Source organism: Flavobacterium sp. 2755 (assembly GCF_031455715.1).
Taxonomy (GTDB): domain Bacteria; phylum Bacteroidota; class Bacteroidia; order Flavobacteriales; family Flavobacteriaceae; genus Flavobacterium.
Window position 1 is genome coordinate 13,853 of record NZ_JAVDTG010000017.1, and the last position, 19,792, is coordinate 33,644.

16 protein-coding genes are annotated in these 19,792 nt (G+C 33.2%); 7 read left to right on the forward strand and 9 right to left on the reverse strand.

The window, feature by feature from the left end:
- Nucleotides 1-121: 121 nt before the first annotated feature.
- The 3 genes from J2Y38_RS24380 to J2Y38_RS24390 all read right to left on the reverse strand — a co-directional run bounded on the left by J2Y38_RS24380 (nucleotide 122) and on the right by J2Y38_RS24390 (nucleotide 2,269).
- Nucleotides 122-484, reverse strand: coding sequence for a DUF1801 domain-containing protein (locus tag J2Y38_RS24380; RefSeq protein WP_309847982.1), 363 nt, complete (start codon nucleotides 482-484; stop codon nucleotides 122-124).
- A 14-nt stretch (nucleotides 485-498) separates the two neighbouring features.
- On the reverse strand, nucleotides 499-1,164 hold the full coding sequence (locus J2Y38_RS24385; protein WP_309847926.1) for a hypothetical protein: 666 nt from the start codon (nucleotides 1,162-1,164) through the stop codon (nucleotides 499-501).
- Between the two features lie 154 nt (nucleotides 1,165-1,318).
- Nucleotides 1,319-2,269 (reverse strand): PhoH family protein, encoded by a 951-nt coding sequence (locus J2Y38_RS24390; RefSeq protein WP_073487920.1) that lies wholly within the window; start codon nucleotides 2,267-2,269, stop codon nucleotides 1,319-1,321.
- A 182-nt stretch (nucleotides 2,270-2,451) separates the two neighbouring features.
- Between J2Y38_RS24390 and J2Y38_RS24395 the strand changes: the two genes are divergently transcribed.
- The 6 genes from J2Y38_RS24395 to dnaN all read left to right on the forward strand — a co-directional run bounded on the left by J2Y38_RS24395 (nucleotide 2,452) and on the right by dnaN (nucleotide 8,066).
- The gene (locus J2Y38_RS24395; RefSeq protein WP_309847985.1) at nucleotides 2,452-3,279 is read left to right on the forward strand and encodes an SAM-dependent chlorinase/fluorinase; all 828 of its coding nucleotides are present in this window, start codon (nucleotides 2,452-2,454) and stop codon (nucleotides 3,277-3,279) included.
- A 42-nt stretch (nucleotides 3,280-3,321) separates the two neighbouring features.
- The gene (locus J2Y38_RS24400) at nucleotides 3,322-3,840 is read left to right on the forward strand and encodes a hypothetical protein (protein ID WP_309847929.1); all 519 of its coding nucleotides are present in this window, start codon (nucleotides 3,322-3,324) and stop codon (nucleotides 3,838-3,840) included.
- Between the two features lie 145 nt (nucleotides 3,841-3,985).
- The gene (locus tag J2Y38_RS24405) at nucleotides 3,986-4,282 is read left to right on the forward strand and encodes an antibiotic biosynthesis monooxygenase family protein (RefSeq protein ID WP_309847932.1); all 297 of its coding nucleotides are present in this window, start codon (nucleotides 3,986-3,988) and stop codon (nucleotides 4,280-4,282) included.
- Between the two features lie 148 nt (nucleotides 4,283-4,430).
- A complete protein-coding gene (gene gldF, locus J2Y38_RS24410) occupies nucleotides 4,431-5,156 on the forward strand; it encodes a gliding motility-associated ABC transporter permease subunit GldF (RefSeq protein ID WP_309847935.1) in 726 nt (241 codons plus the stop codon).
- Nucleotides 5,156-6,841 (forward strand): gliding motility-associated ABC transporter substrate-binding protein GldG, encoded by a 1,686-nt coding sequence (gene gldG, locus J2Y38_RS24415; RefSeq protein ID WP_309847938.1) that lies wholly within the window; start codon nucleotides 5,156-5,158, stop codon nucleotides 6,839-6,841. The genes gldF and gldG overlap by 1 nt, the downstream gene beginning before the upstream one ends.
- A 106-nt stretch (nucleotides 6,842-6,947) precedes the next feature.
- Complete coding sequence (dnaN, locus tag J2Y38_RS24420; protein ID WP_053472764.1) at nucleotides 6,948-8,066, forward strand: DNA polymerase III subunit beta; 1,119 nt, start codon at nucleotides 6,948-6,950, stop codon at nucleotides 8,064-8,066.
- A 415-nt stretch (nucleotides 8,067-8,481) separates the two neighbouring features.
- Here dnaN and J2Y38_RS24425 read toward each other — a convergent pair whose 3' ends face one another.
- On the reverse strand, nucleotides 8,482-9,138 hold the full coding sequence (locus J2Y38_RS24425) for a hypothetical protein (protein ID WP_309847941.1): 657 nt from the start codon (nucleotides 9,136-9,138) through the stop codon (nucleotides 8,482-8,484).
- Between the two features lie 391 nt (nucleotides 9,139-9,529).
- On the opposite strand from J2Y38_RS24425, the gene J2Y38_RS24430 reads away from it, so the two are divergent.
- Nucleotides 9,530-10,159 (forward strand): DsbA family oxidoreductase, encoded by a 630-nt coding sequence (locus J2Y38_RS24430; RefSeq protein WP_309847943.1) that lies wholly within the window; start codon nucleotides 9,530-9,532, stop codon nucleotides 10,157-10,159.
- A 59-nt stretch (nucleotides 10,160-10,218) separates the two neighbouring features.
- Here the strand turns inward: J2Y38_RS24430 and J2Y38_RS24435 are convergent, their stop codons facing one another.
- The 5 genes from J2Y38_RS24435 to J2Y38_RS24455 form a co-directional block, all read right to left on the reverse strand.
- Nucleotides 10,219-11,118 (reverse strand): ROK family protein, encoded by a 900-nt coding sequence (locus J2Y38_RS24435; protein ID WP_309847945.1) that lies wholly within the window; start codon nucleotides 11,116-11,118, stop codon nucleotides 10,219-10,221.
- A 24-nt stretch (nucleotides 11,119-11,142) separates the two neighbouring features.
- On the reverse strand, nucleotides 11,143-12,606 hold the full coding sequence (locus J2Y38_RS24440) for a glycoside hydrolase family 125 protein (protein WP_309847948.1): 1,464 nt from the start codon (nucleotides 12,604-12,606) through the stop codon (nucleotides 11,143-11,145).
- Between the two features lie 5 nt (nucleotides 12,607-12,611).
- On the reverse strand, nucleotides 12,612-14,891 hold the full coding sequence (locus tag J2Y38_RS24445) for a GH92 family glycosyl hydrolase (protein ID WP_309847951.1): 2,280 nt from the start codon (nucleotides 14,889-14,891) through the stop codon (nucleotides 12,612-12,614).
- 88 nt (nucleotides 14,892-14,979) lie between these two features.
- Nucleotides 14,980-17,259, reverse strand: coding sequence for a GH92 family glycosyl hydrolase (locus J2Y38_RS24450; RefSeq protein ID WP_309847954.1), 2,280 nt, complete (start codon nucleotides 17,257-17,259; stop codon nucleotides 14,980-14,982).
- Nucleotides 17,260-17,558: 299 nt separating this feature from the next.
- Nucleotides 17,559-19,547 carry a glycosyl hydrolase 2 galactose-binding domain-containing protein gene (locus J2Y38_RS24455; protein WP_309847956.1) on the reverse strand — a complete coding sequence of 663 codons (1,989 nt, stop codon included), beginning with the start codon at nucleotides 19,545-19,547 and terminating at the stop codon, nucleotides 17,559-17,561.
- Nucleotides 19,548-19,792 lie beyond the last annotated feature (245 nt).

A 19,792-nucleotide genomic window follows, 5' to 3' on the forward strand; every position in this document is an offset into this window, starting at 1 on the left:
TATGATGTGCAAATTTACGGCTTTACGCTCAGCTGAGCAAAGATTACAAGCCTTGAAAGCCAAAAATGGGGCAAGTTTATTATTTATTTAACTATTACGTTAAATACTGCATTTTAAACAATTAAACTTTAATAATTCCAGATTTGTATAAATTTATTGCTTTCTGAATAACCAATTCTATCTGTTCTAATGGTAAATCTTCCTCAGAATTAAACATCATAATTTTCATTCTCGAACGTTTTTCCTGAATCAAAAAAGCTTCTTCAAAATGTTTTCCTTCCACAATTCCTATATAAGGTTGTTTCAGTTTTTTATGAATCCATAAATAGCAGAACATTTTTCCTTTATAACAGAAAAAGGGCATTCCGTATTTTAAAACATGCGTAATGTTTTTGTCTTGTTTTAAGATAATATCTTTTAATGCCAAAAATGTTCCTTTTATGGGTTCTTCTTGGTTTAAGTAGAAATCATCTAGTTGTTTCATCACTCAAAAAATATTTAATAATTAAGACCTTTTTTCCAATCAATAATTTCTTTTGGATGATCATTACTGTTTGGATAATTCATTTTTACAAATTCAAATTGTTCTTTAGTTAATAATACAATCTTCCCATCATTTCCTGAACTAATTGGATAAAACTGTTCATTACTATTTTGCAATTTAAGTTGATCATTTAGCATTTCGATAAAATTTAAATATGCAATAGTCCAATCATTTTCTCCAAAATTATTATCAAAAGCTATGTATTCTTTTCCGTTTAATTTGATTTTATGTAGCCAATGTTTTTCTGTCTGAACATTTAATTCGTCAGAAATAAAAAGTTTTAAACCAAGTCTATTAAATGAAATTTTTACCGTTTCTAGATATTGAATTAAACCTCCGCCTTCAAATAATGTTTCAGAATCAATAAAATAAAATCTATTATCTGTAAAACTCAAATCATCTTTCATCAAACCTTCAAAAAAATATAAGTCATTGTATGATTTTTCAAATTCAGTTTTTGATTGTTTTAAATCCAAATTATTAGTTATATTGAAAAAATTAAGTCTATCTAATTCTAATACAATTTGTTGACCTGTAAGCTTTCTTTCTTCATTTTTTTTATTACTTTGAGCTTTTAATTTAAAAGCAAAAAACAATAAACCTATTATTAGAATTAACATCGACTGATTCATAAAAGCATAAATTTTGATTCTTAATTAATAATTAAAAAAATATTCGTTTTACTTATCTCTAAAAAAGATAAATAAAACGAATATTAATAAATGTTAAAACACATTTTACGATTTACATTTAACATTTCACTAAAAATAAAACTTAGTCGTGGTTTTCTATTTGCTTATAAGCGTCGATTACCTTTTTCACTAATCTGTGGCGTACGATATCTTTATCATCAAGATAAATAATTCCGATGCCGTCTATATCTTTAAGAACTAAAATAGCTTCTTTAAGACCCGAAATAGTTCTGCGTGGTAAATCGACCTGACCAGGATCTCCCGTAATCATAAACTTGGCGTTTTTTCCCATACGGGTCAAAAACATCTTCATTTGTGAGTGCGTTGTATTCTGCGCTTCATCCAGAATTACAAAGGCGTTATCAAGTGTTCGCCCGCGCATAAATGCCAAAGGCGCAATCTGAATAATTCCTTTCAAAATGTAATCTTCGAGTTTTTCGTTTGGTAACATATCTCTCAAAGCATCATAAAGAGGCTGCATGTAAGGATCTAGTTTTTCTTTCATATCACCTGGTAAAAAACCAAGATTTTCTCCTGCTTCTACCGCCGGACGCGTTAATATGATCCTTTTTACTTCTTTGTCTTTAAGTGCTTTAACAGCCATTGCAACACCCGTGTAAGTTTTCCCGGTTCCAGCTGGTCCAATTGCAAATACCATATCATTTTTTTTAATGGTATCAACCAACAGCTGCTGGTTGGGTGTCATGGCTTTAATTATCTTACCGCCAACTCCGTGAACTAATATTTTATCATGATCGTATGCTTTTTTTTCATCCTGACCATCACTCATTATTACACGTTCAATTACATTATCATCAATGTTGTTGTATCTGGTAAAATGAAGCATAAGCCTCTGAAATCTCTTTTCGAATTCATCTAAAACATCTTTTTCGCCAAAGGCTTTCAAAGTTGTCCCTCGCGCTACGATTTTAAGCTTTGGGTAGTACTTTTTAATTATTTCAAGATGAGAATCCTGCGCGCCCCAAAAGTCTTTTGGAGCGATGTCTATAAGCTCGATAATTCTTTCGTTCAAATGAGATAAATTTAAATTAAAAATAAATTTGTTTTGAAAATCTATTGTTGTCGGGTATGTTCATATCTTTAAGTGCAATTTGTTTTTTCTACTTTCAATTTGCATTTAGTATTATTAGATTTGCATTTCTCAAATTTAATGAAAATTAGATTTAAATACTATCAATAGTTATAAACAAAATGATGTCAATAATTACCCTCACTACTGATTACGGCTTAAAAGATCACTTTGTGGGTTCGCTGAAGGGTAAAATCATTTCTGAACTTCCAGAGGCAAAAATTATTGATATTTCGCATGACATTGATCCATTTAACACTGCCGAAGCAAGTTACATTATTGGAGCCTCTTATTTAAGTTTTCCAAAAGGTACCGTGCATTTAATTGGAGTCGATATTGAACGCAATAAAGAGAACCAGCATATCGCTATGCAATGGAACGATCATTTCTTTATTTGTGCCGATAACGGAATTTTAAGTATGCTTACGCAGAAGATTGTGCCGCAAAAAATTGTCGAAATCAATATTCATGATCGTTTTCCCATCGAATTCAGTGATTTGGATATTTTTATTCAAGTGGCATGTCATATTGCAAAAGGCGGTTTACTGAATGTTATTGGTAAAGAAATTCCAACGGTTAAAGAAATGACCGAATTACAAGCCGTACTTGCTGCAGATGGAAATTCATTAAAAGGCTACGTTATTTATATCGATCATTTTGGAAACGTCGTAACCAACATTTCAAAACAGCAATTTTTAGAGGTAGCAAAAGGTCGTCCGTATGAAATTGTGATGAAACCGAAAAGCATTAAAACGATTCTTCCGAATTATTCTGATATCGCAACTTCAGACAAATATCCAATTAAAACTTATGAAGGTGAAAAACTGGCGATTTTCAATGAAGCCGGTTTTCTTGAGATTGCTATTTTTAGAAGTAATCCTTCAAAAGTGGGTTCTGCTAATAGTTTATTGGGATTGAATTATCGTGATGTGATTACTATCAAATTTTCATAGAAAATTTAAATTATTAATTCCATATTAAAGAAAGGCCTTCAGATGGAAAAAATTAAAGATATAGATCGAGGAAATCTTTTGACATTTACAAATACAGATAATAAATACAACATTATTCTCTGTACAAGTACCAATAAAACTGTAAGTCCTCATAGTTACACTTTTTCTCTTTTAGATTATAATGACATCCAAAAACCGACTATAGAAACAGTTAAGAATCTAGATTTTTTTGGAGTAGGAAATATGACCAAAACCAATCTTTATAACTATTCAGATCAAGATCTCATCAATATGTGGGAACATCATCCTGAAATAAAACCATGTCTGTTAGGCACATATGCACTTATCATATGGAGAAAAGATTTTATGAAATTTCGTGATAATCTCGAATTCATTGGCAATCTTGACATCCTTATTAATCTTGACAAAAATGGAAACAGTGGTGTTAATGCCAGCAGTTGGGACTTTTTACAGAAATTTTTTAATGATGAAATCATTACTGCAATGAATGAAAGAAATCAGAAAAAATTTAAATTAAAGGCAGTTATAAAGTCTAGCTAGCCACATAGAACTTATTTTTACACAACAATTATAATTTTTATAAAAACAACAATCAATTTTGGTATTTTTGCGCACCCGTAAGACTTTTAGGTTTCGAACAAATCTAAAATCAACAATCTAAAATCTAAAATCTAAAATTGAATACATGTTCGTAAGAATAGTAAAGATGAGTTTTCACGAAGAAAAAATCCCTGATTTTCTGGAGAATTTTGAATCGGTGAAAGATAAAATACGAAATGCAGACGGAAATCGTTTTTTAGAATTGTATCAGGATAAAAATGATAAATGTATTTTCTTTACCTATAGTTATTGGGAAACCGAACAAGATTTAGAAAACTACAGACAATCTGAATTATTTAATACAGTTTGGGATTTTACAAAAAAACTATTCAATGCAAAACCAGAAGCGTGGAGCGTTGATAAATTGGTTTCTTTAGTTTAAAGTTTCAGGTTTCAAGTTAATTGAACAGCCTAAAATTTTACCGCAAAGAACGCAAAGATTATATTTAAAAAGGTTTTAATAAAACACAAAGTTCGCAAAGCAAAGCAACTTGAAACATGAAACCTGAAACAATAAAAACAAAACACGAATGAAATCAATCATTTTACGAGAAATAAAATCCTTTTTTGGCTCTCCTATTGGCTATTTGGTCATTGCGATTTTCTTAATCAGCAACGGACTATTTTTATGGGTATTTGAAGGAGATTACAATATATTGAATACCGGTTATGCCGATTTGACTCCGTTTTTCACTTTAACACCGTGGATTTTAATTTTCCTGATTCCGGCTGTTACCATGAGAAGTTTCTCTGATGAAAAAAAACAAGGAACACTTGAGTTACTTTTAACCAAACCATTATCAATTTGGGAAATTGTAAATGGAAAATTTTTAGGTTCTTTCTTCTTGATTATTTTGGCTATAATTCCAACTTTCATTTACGTAAAAGTAATTTCGAGTTTAGGATTACCAGAAGGAAATATTGATATGGGAAGCACAATTGGTTCTTATTTTGGATTGTTGTTTTTAATTGCTTCATATTCTGCAATTGGCATTTTCACTTCTACTCTATCAGAAAATCAAATCGTTGCCTTTATTATTGCCGTGTTTTTATGCTTTTTATTTTATTTTGGGTTTGAAGGCTTGGCATCGTTAGTTCCGGGACAATCAAACATTATTTCGGCATTTGGAATGCAGGATCATTTTAAAAGTATGAGCCGAGGCGTTATTGATACACGCGATGTAATTTACTTTTTAAGCATCAGCGTTTTGTTTTTATCTTTTACCGTTTATCAATTAAAATCTTTTAAAGCGTAATGAAAGCATCTAATAAATTAAATTTAAAGACATTAGGCATTGCAATTTTTATTTTAATTGTTTTAAATGTTCTCGGAAGCTTATTCTTTCATCGTTTTGATTTAACGAAAGACAAAAGATATACTTTATCACCAACTTCTTTACAAATTGTAAAACAGGTTAAAAATCCGCTGTCGATTAAGATTTATATGCAGGGTGAACTTCCTGCAGATTTCAGACGTTTACAACTGGAAACTAAACAATTACTGGAAGAATTTCAGGCTTACAACAGCAATATTGTTTTTGAATTCGTTAACCCAATGGAAAACGGAGAAGACAATATGGAAGTTGTAAAATCTCTTTATCAAAAAGGACTTACGCCAATAAACATAACGGTTGACGATAAAGGAAAACAATCTCAGGAAATGGTTTTTCCTTGGGCTGTTGCAGTTTACAATAATAAAGAAGTTAATATTCCTTTGTTGAAAAACATTATGGGAGCTTCAACTACGCAAAAAGTAATTGGATCGATTCAGCATTTAGAATATTCAATTGCTGATGCTATCAATAAAATTACCAAAGACAGACAAAAGAAAGTTGCGATTATAAAAGGAAATGGGGAATTGTCTGAAATTCATATTGGTAAGTTATTGAGACAAATTAAGGAAAGTTATTATATCGGACCTTTTACTTTAGATTCTGTTGCCAAAGATCCAAACGGAACGTTAGCTGCTTTAGAAAAATATGATTTAGCAATAATCTCAAAACCAACTGAAAAATTCTCAGACGAAGAAAAACAAGTTCTGGATCAGTTTATTATGAACGGCGGTAAAACTTTATGGCTAGTTGATCAGGTTGCGGCAGATATGGACAGTTTATACAATCAGGCTGGTGCTACTTTGGCTTATCCGAGAGATTTGAATTTAAACGATATGTTCTTCAAATACGGGTTCAGAATTAATCCTGATTTAGTTAAAGACGAAAACGGAAGCCCAATAAAACTGGCAACTGGAGAACAAGGAAGCGCAACACAATATCAGGATTTTATCTGGAAATTTGCACCGTTGGTTCAGCCATCAAGCCAACATCCAATTGTGAAAAATTTAGGTGGAATTAAATTTGATTTTGCCAGTCCGATTGATACTTTGAAAAACGGAATTAAAAAGACCGTTTTATTACAATCGTCTCAATATTCTAAAACAATTGGAACTCCATCTGAAATTAATCTGAATACTGTAACAGAGAAAACTTCGCCAGCAGATTATGCCAATAAAGGAAATATAAATCTTTCTGTTTTACTAGAAGGAAGTTTCCATTCGGCATTTGAGAATCGTGTTTTACCTTTTAAAGAAAGTTCATTTCAGGCAAAAGGAAAACCAACCAAAATGATCGTTGTTGCTGATGGAGATATTGCCAGAAATCAACTGGATAAAAACATGATGCCTGTAGAATTGGGCTATGACCAAAGAACCGGAAACCTTTATGATAATAAAGATTTTATGATGAATTGTGTCAATTATCTTCTTGATGATACAGGACTTATTAACATTAGAAGCAAAGATGTTGAACTGCCATTATTGGATAAAGAAAAAGTTTACGAAAATTATACGACAACGCAATTCATAACTATCGGGCTTCCAATCCTTATTTTATTGGTTTTCGGATTGATATTTACCTTTCTCCGAAAAAAGAAATACAGTCGATAGATGTTAATAAAAAAATTGCGAAACTAAGAATGTTTACGATATATTTGTAATCCGTATGCCCAGCGCCTAAATGCTCGGCATTACCTCAAAAAATAAAACAAAAGAGATGAAATTTATAGTATCGAGTTCGTACTTATTAAAACAATTACAAGTTTTAGGTAGTGTAATTAACAGTAACAATACGTTGCCTATTTTAGACAACTTTTTATTTGAACTAAACAATAGTGAGTTGACTGTTTCGGCTTCAGATCTTGAAACGACAATGTCGGCTACATTATCAATCGATTCTAAGAGTAAAGGAAGCGTTGCTGTACCGGCAAAACTTTTACTTGAAATTTTAAAAACATTTCCAGAGCAGCCTTTAACTTTTACTGTAGCAGATAACAATACAGTTGAGATTAGTTCTAACTCAGGTAAATATGCATTAGCATACGCAGCTGGTGAAGAATTTCCTAAGTCTGTAAATCTTGAAGATCCGTCTGTAACTTTAGTTCCTGCTGATGTTTTGGCAACTGCTGTAAGTAAAACGATCTTCGCTGCCGGAAACGATGATTTACGTCCGGTAATGTCTGGAGTATTTTTTCAGTTTTCTCCAGAAGGTTTAACTTTTGTTGCTACTGATGCTCATAAATTAGTAAAATACGCTCGTGCAGATGTAAAAGCGTCTCAGGTTGCTGATTTTATTATGCCAAAGAAACCTTTAAATATCTTAAAAAGTATTTTAGGAAGTTCTGATGCAGAAGTAAAAATTGAATACAACGATTCAAATGCGACTTTCTCATTTGACAATTATATCTTAATGTGTCGTTTAATCGACGGAAAATACCCTAATTACGAAGCGGTAATTCCAAAAGAAAATCCAAACAAATTATTAATCGATCGTTCTTTATTTTTAAGCTCTGTTCGTCGTGTTGCGATTTTCTCAAACAAAACTACACACCAAATTCGTTTAAAAATTGCAGGAGCTGAATTAAATGTTTCTGCTGAAGATATCGATTACTCAAACAAAGCAGAAGAAAGATTGACTTGTGATTATCAAGGTGATGATTTACAAATTGGTTTTAACTCTCGTTTCTTAATCGAAATGCTGACAAACCTTCAATCTGATGTGATTATGTTAGAGATGTCATTACCAAACAGAGCTGGAATTTTAACGCCTGCAGACGGTTTAGAAGAAGGTGAAACTGTAACAATGTTGGTAATGCCGGTAATGTTAAATAGTTAACATCAAAACTTCTTTTTGTTACAGGGATTTTTTTTAATTTGAAATTAAAGACATATCATTGTAAAAAAAAATATCGCTATTAACCAACCATTTTTTATACCTAGAAACCGCAATTCTTTAAAAGAGTTGCGGTTTTTTATTTTTGATGGTTTTTGTTTCAAGTTTTAGGTTTCATGTTTCAGGTTCGTTGTGAAATTTAACGCAAAGCACGCTAAGTTTTTTTTGATATAGATTGTATTTACAATGCGCTAAGTTCGCAAAGCTTTGTGTTGATATAGCTTTGCGAACTTAGCGGTTTTATAAAAACCTAACTTAAAAAAATCTTAGCGTGCTTTGCGTTAAAAATCAGTACAAATTTTAATCGCATTTCAACCTGAAACATGAAACTTTAAACCTGAAACAATTTACCTGTCTTTTAATCCTTCTTCTTCTTGAAACCAAAATAATAGTTTAATCCAAATCCTAAAGTACGACTGTCGTATCTTGTATTGGTAATTTCTACTTCACCTATAGCTTTTCCCATATTTACGCCTGTGTAATATAGATTGATCGCCAAAGAATCATAATTTTTATCTGAAAGAATAATATCTATACCAAGTCCAATACCTACAGATTGCTGCCATTCTGTAACAATATCCTTTTTAGTTTTTGATAGAGCCGGATTATTTTGATTGATTGTGGTATAATTCTGTTGAGCTTCGATTCTTGATATATTATAAGTAGGAAGAATTTGAAGAAGAACATCCCCAGCACTATATTCTCCGCAAGAAAGACATATTTTAGGGGTAAATCCAAAATTTAAAGCTTTTGCATTTACTTTTGCAACACTTGTGATATTTCCAACAGCATCTGTTTTATTATAATCTTCGAGAGTTCCATAATAATAAGTTACCCCAAACTCAGGTTTTAAGAACTTGTATACTTTAGCTTCTAAACCTAACCCGCCCTGAATATAACTAGAACCTTGAAAATCAGTATGCCGATAAAACGATAAATCAATAAAACCTCTAATCTGGGCATTAGAATTGGCTGAAAGTAAAATCAATAAAAAATAGATAATGTTTTTCTTCATAATAAATTTTATAATTACATCTAAATCAACAAATTAGTTTTCCATTGACTTTTGTACTAAAAATACTTGTTTTTTATATATGAAAAGGATTTTTCTTTTATCATAAAAATAAACTTCAAAGCAGACAAATGCATCATTGCGTGGAACGAAGCAATCTCAACTGCAGTGCAAACACTGCTACAAACTTTATATAGTTTTTTATAATAAGCTAGGTTTATAAAACCGTTAAGTTCGCAAAGCTTTGTGTTGATATAGCTTTGCGAACTTAGCGAATTCTAAATACAATCTATATCAAAAAATCTTAGCGTGCTTTGCGTTAAAAAAATTATGCGCACAGCTTAGAAACATGAAACTTCAAACCTGAAACAAATTTTTCTTTAACTTTGCACTTATGAAAATAGAAATTTGGTCGGACATCATGTGTCCGTTTTGTTATATCGGAAAAAGACAGTTGGAAACGGCTTTGGCTGAATTTCCAAATAATGATTTTGAAATTGAATGGAAAAGCTTTCAGCTTGATCCAACTATTACGCCACAACCAGAAAAAGACGTTTATACGTATTTAGCGGAACGAAAAGGCATGTCTGTTGAACAATCAAGAGAAATGCATAAAGGTGTCGCAGAACGTGCTAAAAGTGCAGGCTTAGATTATAACTTTGATAAAGCGGTTATTTCAAATTCTTTAGAATCGCATAGAATTATTCAATTGGCTAAAACTAAAAAATTAGGCGATGAAATGGAAGAAATCTTCTTTAAAGCTTATTTTACAGAAGGAAGAGACTTAAACGACGGTCCAACTTTAATTGAATTAGCTGAAAAAGCAGGATTGAGTAAAAATGATGTTTTGGAAGTTCTGGAAAGCGAAAGTTTATATTTGAAAGAAGTTCAAAGCGATATTAAAGAAGCGCAGGAAATTGGCGTGCAGGGAGTTCCATTTTTTGTTTTTGATAGAAAATATGCCGTTTCGGGCGCTCAGCCTGTTGAAGCTTTTGTTCAGACAATCAAAGAAGGTTTAAAATAATTTAAATAGAAATAATAAAACAAAACGGATGAGTAATTGCTCATCCGTTTTGTTTTAGTCTAATCGCGAAGAAAACTTACTGCTCCTAATAAAGCTGCAATTTCATTATCTGTAGAAATAGAAACCTGTGTTTCTAAACCTGATTCTTTTACAGTTTTATTAAATGTAGACAGAAACAAATCACTCGCATTGGCAATTTTACCGCCAATAATAATATGCTCTGCCGAGAAATTCTTTATCCACGGAATTACAACTTCCGCTAAATCTTCACCCATGGTTTCAAATACTTTTACAGCTTGCTGATCTCCGTTTTTAGCTAAATTATAAAGTTCTAAACCATTCTTAAGCGTAAAACCACTTAATGTTTTATAATGAGACAAAAGACCTCTCACAGAAACATAATCTTCGGCAATACCTTCTTTATATACAAGATTGTAAATTTCTCCATCTGTTGGCACTTGGTTTCCTGTACTTATTGAAACTCCTTTATCAATAAAACAAGCTCCTAAACCTGTACCTAAAGTAACTGCCATTACCTTTTTAGAAAGATTTTCCTGTTGTTTAAAAACTTCTCCTTTTCCAAAACAAACAGCGTCATTTTCAAAAAGCACCGGAAAATCATTTGGAAATTTTAAACTTTCTAAAAGTAATTCTCTAACATTCAATCCGTAAAAATGTTCGTATTTAGATTGATCTTTTATCCAGCAAATCCCTTTTTCATAATCAAATGGGCCGGGCATGCAAACAGCAATTCCTGTAATATTTTCAACTTTTGAATTTTCAATTGCTGTATTAATGACTTTTTTCCAAATAGCTATTACTTGATTTACAGGTAAATTAGAGTCGAATGATTCTTTATATAATGAAAGTTCCATGACTTTCATTTCTGTTTTATTGATAACTGCTGCGGTAATATGTGTTCCTCCTATATCTAGCCCAATGGCATATGATGTGTTCATTTTTAATCGTTTAACTTTTTAGTACTAGATATTTTTATCTTTTAAAATTTGAGGATAATGAATACTCGTATGTACAATCATTTCTCCAAATAGTGTATTTGCCCATGCAAACCATTTACGGGTAAATTTGTTTACATCATCTTTATGAAAGGATTCGTGCATAAATCCGGTATCGGCATTTGTTTTAATCAAATTACTGATACAAGTTTTAATTTCATTTTCGTCTACACTTGTAATCGCTCTCAAAACAATACTCATTGGCCAGATTGTATCAACTCCGGTATGCGGGCCGCCAATTCCTTCTCCGGCTTTTCCTTTATAGAAAAACGGGTTGTTTTCTGAAAGAACAACTTTACGGGTATTTAGATATAAAGGATCATTTGGAGCAATCGCACCTAAATATGGAAGTGATAACAATGAAGGAACATTAGCATCATCCATCATATGAAAACTGCCGAATCCGTTTACTTCAAAAGCGATGATTTTTCCGAATTTTGGATGTTCAATAATTCCGTTTTCTTTTAAACTTTTTTGAACCTGATCTCTTAACTCTGTTGCTTTGGCAACTAAATCATTGTCTTTCAAAGCCGGTAAAGAGAAAATTTCAATCAAATAACCTAATATTTCAATTGCGAACATATTGCTTGGAATTAAATATCCAAACAAAGTACTGTCGTCACTTGGTCTAAAAGTAGAAACGATTAATCCACAAGGTTTTACAGGATAGCCGTAACCGCCTAACGGAACTCCGTCTGTAGCCCAGGCCGTTTGACGTTGAAAACTATACGGACCGCCTTTTCCATCCAGTCTTTGCTGTTCTTTAAAAGTCTGCAAAATCAAAAGCATCGCTTCTTTCCATTTTGCATCAAACAAACTAATGTCTCCGGTTTCTTTCCAATAACCGTGCGCTAATCGAACGGGATAACACAAACTGTCAATTTCCCATTTTCTTTCGTGAATTCCGGGCTGCATTTTAGTCAGGTCATTTTTCCATTCGCTTTCTTTGGTAAAATCTTTATAAAAAGCATTAGCATAAGGATCAAGCAAAATACATTTTGCCTGACGGTTGATTACTCCTTTTACCAATTCGGCTAGTTTTGGATCTTCTTTTACAAATGGAATATAAGGCCAAATCTGCGCTGTACTGTCACGCAGCCACATTGCATCAATATCTCCTGTAATTACATAAGTATCCGGTTTTCCGTCAATGATTTCAAAATCGACTGTAGTGTCTAATGTATTTGGAAAACAGTTTTCAAATAACCATGCCAATTCCGGATTTGCTATTTGTTTTTTGATTCTCACGATTGCCGCTTCGACTGCTTTACTTGTAAATTTTCTTTCGGCAAGCGGAGGTCTTTTGCTAATGAAATCTTTTAAAGGAAACTGAAATGCATCTGAATTAAGTCCAAAAACATCGGTTTGAAGCGCTAATAATCCTGCGGAAAAAATTCCTGTATTTTTTATAAATTTTCTACGTGACTGCATAAATTTTACTTTGAAGTTGAATAAGAATATGGATACGCCTCTGATGTTGTACCTCTTTTTAAATTTGGAGAACTTGTCATATCAAAATTCAATTCTCCGCCTTTTAATACATCAAAATGATTGATATAGTTTTTAGTATAAGCTGCATTATCCCATTTCAATTCATTTACATACTTGCTTACATCTGAATTATTTGGAGCGTTTATAATAAGCTGTTTTCCGTTTTCAAGCTGTAAAGTTGTTTTCTTAAATAATGGTGCGCCCAAAACGTATTCTTCTGTTGCCGGACAAACCGGATAAAATCCCATTGCAGAAAAAATATACCAGGCAGAAGTCTGTCCGTTATCTTCATCTCCGCAATATCCATCTGGAGTTGGTTTGTACAAACGATTCATAACTTCTCTTGACCAATATTGCGTTTTCCAGGGCTCGCCTGCATAATTGTATAAATAAATCATATGCTGAATTGGCTGATTTCCGTGTGCGTATTGTCCCATATTCATGATTTGCATTTCTCTTATTTCATGAATAACTGCTCCATAATAAGTATCATCAAAAACCGGAGGAGTTGTAAATACAGCATCTAATTTTGCAGTAAATTTTTTCTCTCCGCCCATCAAATCAATTAAACCCTGAATGTCATGAAACACACTCCAGCTGTAATGCCAGCTGTTTCCTTCTGTAAAAGCATCTCCCCACTTAAACGGATTAAAATTGAGTGGAAAACTTCCGTCTTTATTACGTCCACTCATTAATCCGATTGATGGATTAAATAACTTTTTATAATTCATCATTCGCTTTTCAAGCAGGTTAATTTCTTTTTTCGGACGATCTAAAGCCTTGGCTAATTTCCAGATTGCAAAATCATCATAAGAATATTCAAGCGTTCTCGCTGCATTTTCGTTAATCTCAACATCGTAAGGAACGTATCCTAAAGTATTGTAATATTGTACTCCTTTTCTGCCTACAGCTTCCAAAGGACCTTCATTATTGGCTCCGTGCTGTAAAGCTTCGTATAAAGTATTGATGTCATAACCGCGTAATCCTTTCATATAAGCATCAGAAACTACAGAGGCAGAATTATTCCCCACCATAACATTTCTAAAGCCAGGACTCGACCATTCCGGTAAAAATCCACCTTCTTTATAATCGTTTATTAAACCTTCCTGCATTTCTTTATTTATAGAAGGATAAACTAAATTTAATAAAGGATATAAGGCACGAAATGTATCCCAAAAGCCTGTTCCTGCATACATATATCCCGGTAAAACTTTTCCATTATATGGGCTGTAATGCACAATTTCGCCATCTTTATTTATTTCATATTGTTTTTGCGGAAAACAAACAGTGCGGTATAAACAAGAATAGAAAGTTTTTAACTGGTCTTCGTTTGTATCTTCAACCGTAATTTTTCCTAAAACTTTATTCCATTCGTTTTTAGACTGTGCTAAAGTTTCTTCAAAAGAGGCTGAACCTAATTCGTTCTTTAAAGTCAGTTCAGCTTGTTCCGGACTTATAAAAGAGGAAGCTGCTTTTACGTTAACTTTTTCTCCTTTTTTGGTTTTAAATTCAACTATTGCGCCTGTATGAAGTCCAACTGCTTCTAATTTATCTTTTGTCAGGATTTTGTCAATCCATGTAGAACTGGCAGCAAATGGTTTGTCAAACACTAACACAAAATAGTTTTTGAAGTTTTGAGGAACTCCGCCGCTGTTACGGGTTGTATAGCCAATAATTTTATTTTCGGATGGAATTATTTTGATATAAGATCCTTTGTCGAATGCATCTATTACAATTGAAGATTTTTCGTTTTCCGGAAATGTAATTTGAAAATGTGCTGCTCGTTCTGTTGTTGTAATTTCTGTTGTTACATCATAATCAGCCAGATAAACGCTGTAATAATAGGGTTTAGATACTTCTGCTTTATGACTGAACCAACTCGCTCGCTCATCTTCGGCGAAAGCCACTTTACCTGTAACGGGCATAATCGAAAACTGACCGTAATCGTTCATCCACGGTGAAGGCTGATGCGTTTGTTTAAATCCTCTTATTTTTTCTGCTGTATACATATACGCCCATCCGTCGCCCATTTTACCGGTTTGCGGTGTCCAGAAATTCATTCCCCAAGGTCTGCAGATTGCGGGATAGGTATTTCCGTTTGAAAGACTATGAACGGACTGCGTTCCCATTAACGGGTTTACATATTCTACGGGTTCTTTAATTTGTGCATTTACAGAAATGCAATACTGTATTAATCCAAAAAAAATTAAACTTTTTATTTTCATAGTTTTTGTTTTTTTATGCTATATGCTTTAAGCTGTAGGTTTTAGGCTGAAAATCTAAAATCTACACTCTTAAATCTAAAATCTAAAATCAGTTAGGTCTGTTTTCTTTTTTTACTCCAAATGTCAATGAAGGCTTACTTCCCATATATAATTTCAATTCTCCGCCTTGAGCTATCATTTCTTGTGTGATATATGATTTTGTATACGGTTGTCCGTTATACTCTGCTCTTTGAATGTAAATATTATCTGCACTGTTATCAATTGCATTTATTTTAAATGAAATTCCTTTTTTATAATTTATAACTGCTGTATTTACTAACGGGCTTCCTAAAACGTAAATTCCGTTTGCAGGATTTACAGAATAAAATCCCATTGATGATAAAACATACCAAGCCGACATTTGGCCTAAATCTTCGTTACCACATAATCCGTCTGGTTTTGTTGAGTAAAATTTATCATCAATTTCACGGATTAATTTTGCCGTTTTCCAAGGCTGCCCTGCAAAAGCATACAAATACGGAATATGATGATTTGGTTCATTTCCATGAGCGTATTGCCCTATTAAACCACTAATATCTGGTGAAACATCTTCCCCTTCTACTTTGTCTGTTATTAAAAATAAAGAATCCAGTTTGTTTAAAAAGCTTTCTTCGCTACCAAACAAATCGATTAAACCATAAGGATCCTGAGGAACCAACCAAGTATACTGCCACGCATTTCCTTCTACATAATCATCTTTTCGGTGTGCAGATGAAAGCGGATTAAATGGCGTTCTCCATTTTCCATTGGTTAATTTACCTCTCATAAAAGTGGTTTCTTTATCAAAATAAAGCTTGTATAAATTGGCTCTTTTGGAGAAATAAGCGTAATCTTCTGTTTTATTTAAAGCTTTTGCCATTTGTGCAATGCAATAATCGTCGATTGCATATTCAAGCGCATTTCCAACAGATTCCAGCATTTTATCGGCTGGGATATATTCTAATTTCTGAACATAATCCATTCCGTCGCGGGTTTGCATGGCTGTTTTTTTGATGGCTTCGTAAGCTAATTCGGTATCATAATCTCGGTATCCTTTTAAGTATGCATCGACAATAACAGCAATTGAATGATTTCCGTTCATTGTGTTGGTTTCATTACCCATTAAATGCCAAACCGGTAATCTTCCCTGCTGCTGATAAATTGCCAAAAATGATTTAACAATATCATTAATTTTTTCCGGCTGTGTAATCGTGTATAAAGGATGTAAACCTCGATAGGTATCCCAAAGTGAAAAAGTAGTGTAGTTTGTAAAATTTGCTTTTTCGTAGACTTTTTTATCTGTTCCGAGATAATCTCCGTTGGCATCATTGAAAATAGATGGTGCAAACATGGTGTGATACAAAGAAGTATAGAAAACTTTCATTGTTTTTTCGTCTCCTTTTATCTGAATTTTATTAAGTTCTTTATTCCATTTTGAATTGGCTTCTTTTGCTGTTTTATCAAAATCCCAATTCGGAATTTCGGCTTTAATATTCGCTGCAGCATTCTCTGAACTTACCGGAGATATTCCAACTTTTACCAGAACTTGTTTGTTTTTCAAGGCCGCAAAATCTAATACTGCTTTCATTTTTAAACCTTCACCTCCATGACCTCTTACTACAGCCGTACTGTCGTATAAAGTAAGATTTGCAATTGGTTCAGAAAACTCCATAGAAAAATAAATACGCTGATCTGCCGCCCAGCCTGCTGAATAACGATAACCTTCAATTTTAGTTTCATCAACTTTTCTTATAAAGGTTTTTACGGGTCTGTCCCAGCCAATTCCGTCTGCAAGGTCTACTAAAACATGAGCATCATCATCTGAGTTGAAAGTGTATTTATGAAAACCTACTCTTTCGCTCGCTGTTAATTCTGCTTTAATGTTGTATTTATCTAATAAAACGCTGTAATATCCAGGTTTTACAACTTCATTATTATGAGAGAAATAAGAGCCATAACCAGTTGTCATGTCATCTTTTGTTCCTTTGGTAAGTGCCACTTTTCCTGAAACCGGCAAAAGCAAAATATCATTCAAATCGCCAATTCCGGTTCCGCTTAAGTGCGTATGTGTAAATCCTAAAATGGTATTACTGGCATAATTGTATCCGCTGCACCAATCCCAGCCTTCAAAAACATTTACTGGCCCTAACTGTACAGCTCCAAACGGAACATTTGCACCAACAAATACGTGACCGTGACCCGCAGAACCTATCAACGGATTTACGTATTGTGTGTAATTTATATCCGTTTGTTTTAGTTGTTTTGTTTGTTTTCTCTTTTTATGCTGTGATATTACTGGATTTGCAAAAAATAGGTTTAAAGCCAAAAAGCTGCTAAATATTATTCTCATTTATTTTTATTTTTGATTGCGTATTGTTTTAGCCCACTGATGAAACGGATTAAACAGATTGACGCAAATGTTTTTTAATTTCTTTGTGTTAGACGCACTGCTGTGCGTCTCTACGGAAAACCTTTGTCGCTTTTATTATATTGGTTTAGCCCACGGACGACACGGATTAAACGGATTTACACGAATGTTTTTTAATTTCTGTGTGTTAGACGCACTGCTTTGCACCTCTACGGAAAACCTTTGTCACTTTGAGCCTTTGCCCCTTTGTCACTTTCTTAGCAACTTAGAACCTTAGCCTCTTAGTACCTTCCTAAAACCTCATATAATGAAAAAACCTTAATCTCCGGATTAACAATTTTCCCTTCAAATGAAATTATTTTCTCTTCTCCTGCGGCTAAATCTATATAATTATCACTCCATTTTCCGGTATATCCTTTGATGGAAATGTAAACATATTTTGCTTGCTTTTGGGCTTTTAAAAATACTTTATTTCCTTTTATCTGCCAGCTTATTTTCGGGTCTTCTAATTTTAAATCTATTGGGCGTGTAAGATCGATTTCTGGCGTTTTATCATCTCTGTACGCTTCCCGAATGGCATACCAGGCCGCTCTTGGCTGTCGGTTATCATAATCCGTTATGCTCCAGCTTGCAACGGGCCAGCAATCGTTTAACTGCCAGACTAAAGTTCCCATATTATAAGGCGCTTTAGACCGATGAATACCTACAATATTTTTTATCGAATAATATTGTAAACATTGTGTCAGATACGTATAATCTTCCACATTCATTTTTTTTATTTTGGTTGAATCGATAAAATATCGGTTCAAATATGAATTCAGTTTTATAAATCCTTTGCCTGATTTTTGATGCGCCTTTATTACATCTGAATATAAATGTCGGTCTTCCGGCAAAGTGAAATTTTCTGTAGAAGAATAATTCGGCATAGACAACATTCCGTATTCGCTCACAAATCGTCCAGTTTTTTTCTGTGTCGCTTCAATATCTTCCAATCCCCACCATAAGCCCCAATAATGGCTATCACCTTCGGTAATACTTTTTTGTTTTGACCAATGATGTAAAGGTGAAGAACTTAAGTACGGGCGTTTATCATCGACTTCTTTGACCCATTTTGGAATACTATCGTGAAATAAACGAACGTAATCGTGCCACAAACGGGTAGAATCTTGTTTTGACAATTTCATGCTTCTCATCCACCCCCAGTTTTTAAAGGCTTCATCAGATTCGTTATTGCCGCACCACAAAACGATACTTGGGTGATGACGCAGACGTTTTACCTGATACTGCACTTCTTCTTTTACATTATCAAAAAAGGCTTTATCGCCGGGAACCATTGTGCCGGCAAACATAAAATCCTGCCAGACATTGATGCCGTATTTATCGCATAAATCATAGAAATAATCATCTTCATAAATTCCGCCGCCCCAAACGCGAAGCATATTCATATTGGCATCTTTGGCAGATAAAATTACTTTTTCATATTCTTTTTTGGTTACGCGAGAAAGAAATGCATCTGACGGAATATAATTGGCGCCTTTCATATAAACCGGCTTTCCATCTATTTTAAAATAAAAAGATCGGCCAAGACTATCCGGTTCTTGTACTAATTCAATTTTACGATTAAGAACGTATGGTTTCTCTGGAGTTTTTTCGTCATAAGCTTCAAGTCTCGGCGTTTTCCAAATTCCGCAAGTTGTAAATTTTGGTCCCCAATCCCATCCAAAATGATACTGCGCTTTGCGTACATAAGCACGCGGATTGTCTGGAATTTTAAAAGGCAGATCTTTTTTAGCAAGCGAATCAACAACATTTTGTGCCGATCGAAATACTATTACTAAATTATTATCGCCAGATTTGAGTACTTTTTTAACATCAACACGCCATTGACGAAACATATTATCGGCTTTTAAAACCAGCTGATTATTTAAATATACAGATGCATACGTATCTAATCCGTCAAAAACCAATTCTGTATTTTTCTTTTTCAGCATTGCTGCTGTTGCCTTAAATGTGGTTTTATATTCCCAGTTTTTACGTTCTATCCACAATAACTTTTTTTCGTTGTCCCTGTAAAATGGGTCCGGAATTAATTTATTGTTGAGTAAATCGGTATGGATTTCTCCGGGAACTGTCGCTGGAAACCACTTTTGTGTTTTTTCTTCCCGATAACTCCAATTGTTCTTCAAATCAACATTTTGAGCGAAAGCTGCCAATGAAAAATTTGAAAGACAAAGGAAAATTATCCAAAGAAATTTTGTTTGAAAATTCATTTTATTCTAATACTATTTATACCTTTTAAAGTTACTAAAAAAGGCATAATAATTTAATCATTTGGCAGCTTAGAGAAGGAATTGAACGTACTAAAGTTATTCCTTCTCCTCAGAATTTATTTTTCGTTATTAACTCAAAAAAACAACTAGAAATATTTTCTTTTACTACTGCCTTATGTATGCTTTTAATTTGATGTGTTGTTTTTATTCTGATTATCAATGAATTTTAAACATCTGTATTGTTG

What these genes read in the sequence shown, in the direction of transcription:
- J2Y38_RS24380 (WP_309847982.1), bottom strand. Translation starts at nt 484, where the DNA reads ATGAAACAACTAGATGATTTCTACTTAAACCAAGAAGAACCCATAAAA.
- J2Y38_RS24385 (WP_309847926.1), bottom strand. Translation starts at nt 1,164, where the DNA reads ATGTTAATTCTAATAATAGGTTTATTGTTTTTTGCTTTTAAATTAAAA.
- J2Y38_RS24395 (WP_309847985.1), top strand. Translation starts at nt 2,452, where the DNA reads ATGTCAATAATTACCCTCACTACTGATTACGGCTTAAAAGATCACTTT.
- J2Y38_RS24400 (WP_309847929.1), top strand. Translation starts at nt 3,322, where the DNA reads ATGGAAAAAATTAAAGATATAGATCGAGGAAATCTTTTGACATTTACA.
- J2Y38_RS24405 (WP_309847932.1), top strand. Translation starts at nt 3,986, where the DNA reads ATGTTCGTAAGAATAGTAAAGATGAGTTTTCACGAAGAAAAAATCCCT.
- gldF (WP_309847935.1), top strand. Translation starts at nt 4,431, where the DNA reads ATGAAATCAATCATTTTACGAGAAATAAAATCCTTTTTTGGCTCTCCT.
- gldG (WP_309847938.1), top strand. Translation starts at nt 5,156, where the DNA reads ATGAAAGCATCTAATAAATTAAATTTAAAGACATTAGGCATTGCAATT.
- dnaN (WP_053472764.1), top strand. Translation starts at nt 6,948, where the DNA reads ATGAAATTTATAGTATCGAGTTCGTACTTATTAAAACAATTACAAGTT.
- J2Y38_RS24425 (WP_309847941.1), bottom strand. Translation starts at nt 9,138, where the DNA reads ATGAAGAAAAACATTATCTATTTTTTATTGATTTTACTTTCAGCCAAT.
- J2Y38_RS24430 (WP_309847943.1), top strand. Translation starts at nt 9,530, where the DNA reads ATGAAAATAGAAATTTGGTCGGACATCATGTGTCCGTTTTGTTATATC.
- J2Y38_RS24435 (WP_309847945.1), bottom strand. Translation starts at nt 11,118, where the DNA reads ATGAACACATCATATGCCATTGGGCTAGATATAGGAGGAACACATATT.
- J2Y38_RS24440 (WP_309847948.1), bottom strand. Translation starts at nt 12,606, where the DNA reads ATGCAGTCACGTAGAAAATTTATAAAAAATACAGGAATTTTTTCCGCA.
- J2Y38_RS24445 (WP_309847951.1), bottom strand. Translation starts at nt 14,891, where the DNA reads ATGAAAATAAAAAGTTTAATTTTTTTTGGATTAATACAGTATTGCATT.
- J2Y38_RS24450 (WP_309847954.1), bottom strand. Translation starts at nt 17,259, where the DNA reads ATGAGAATAATATTTAGCAGCTTTTTGGCTTTAAACCTATTTTTTGCA.
- J2Y38_RS24455 (WP_309847956.1), bottom strand. Translation starts at nt 19,547, where the DNA reads ATGAATTTTCAAACAAAATTTCTTTGGATAATTTTCCTTTGTCTTTCA.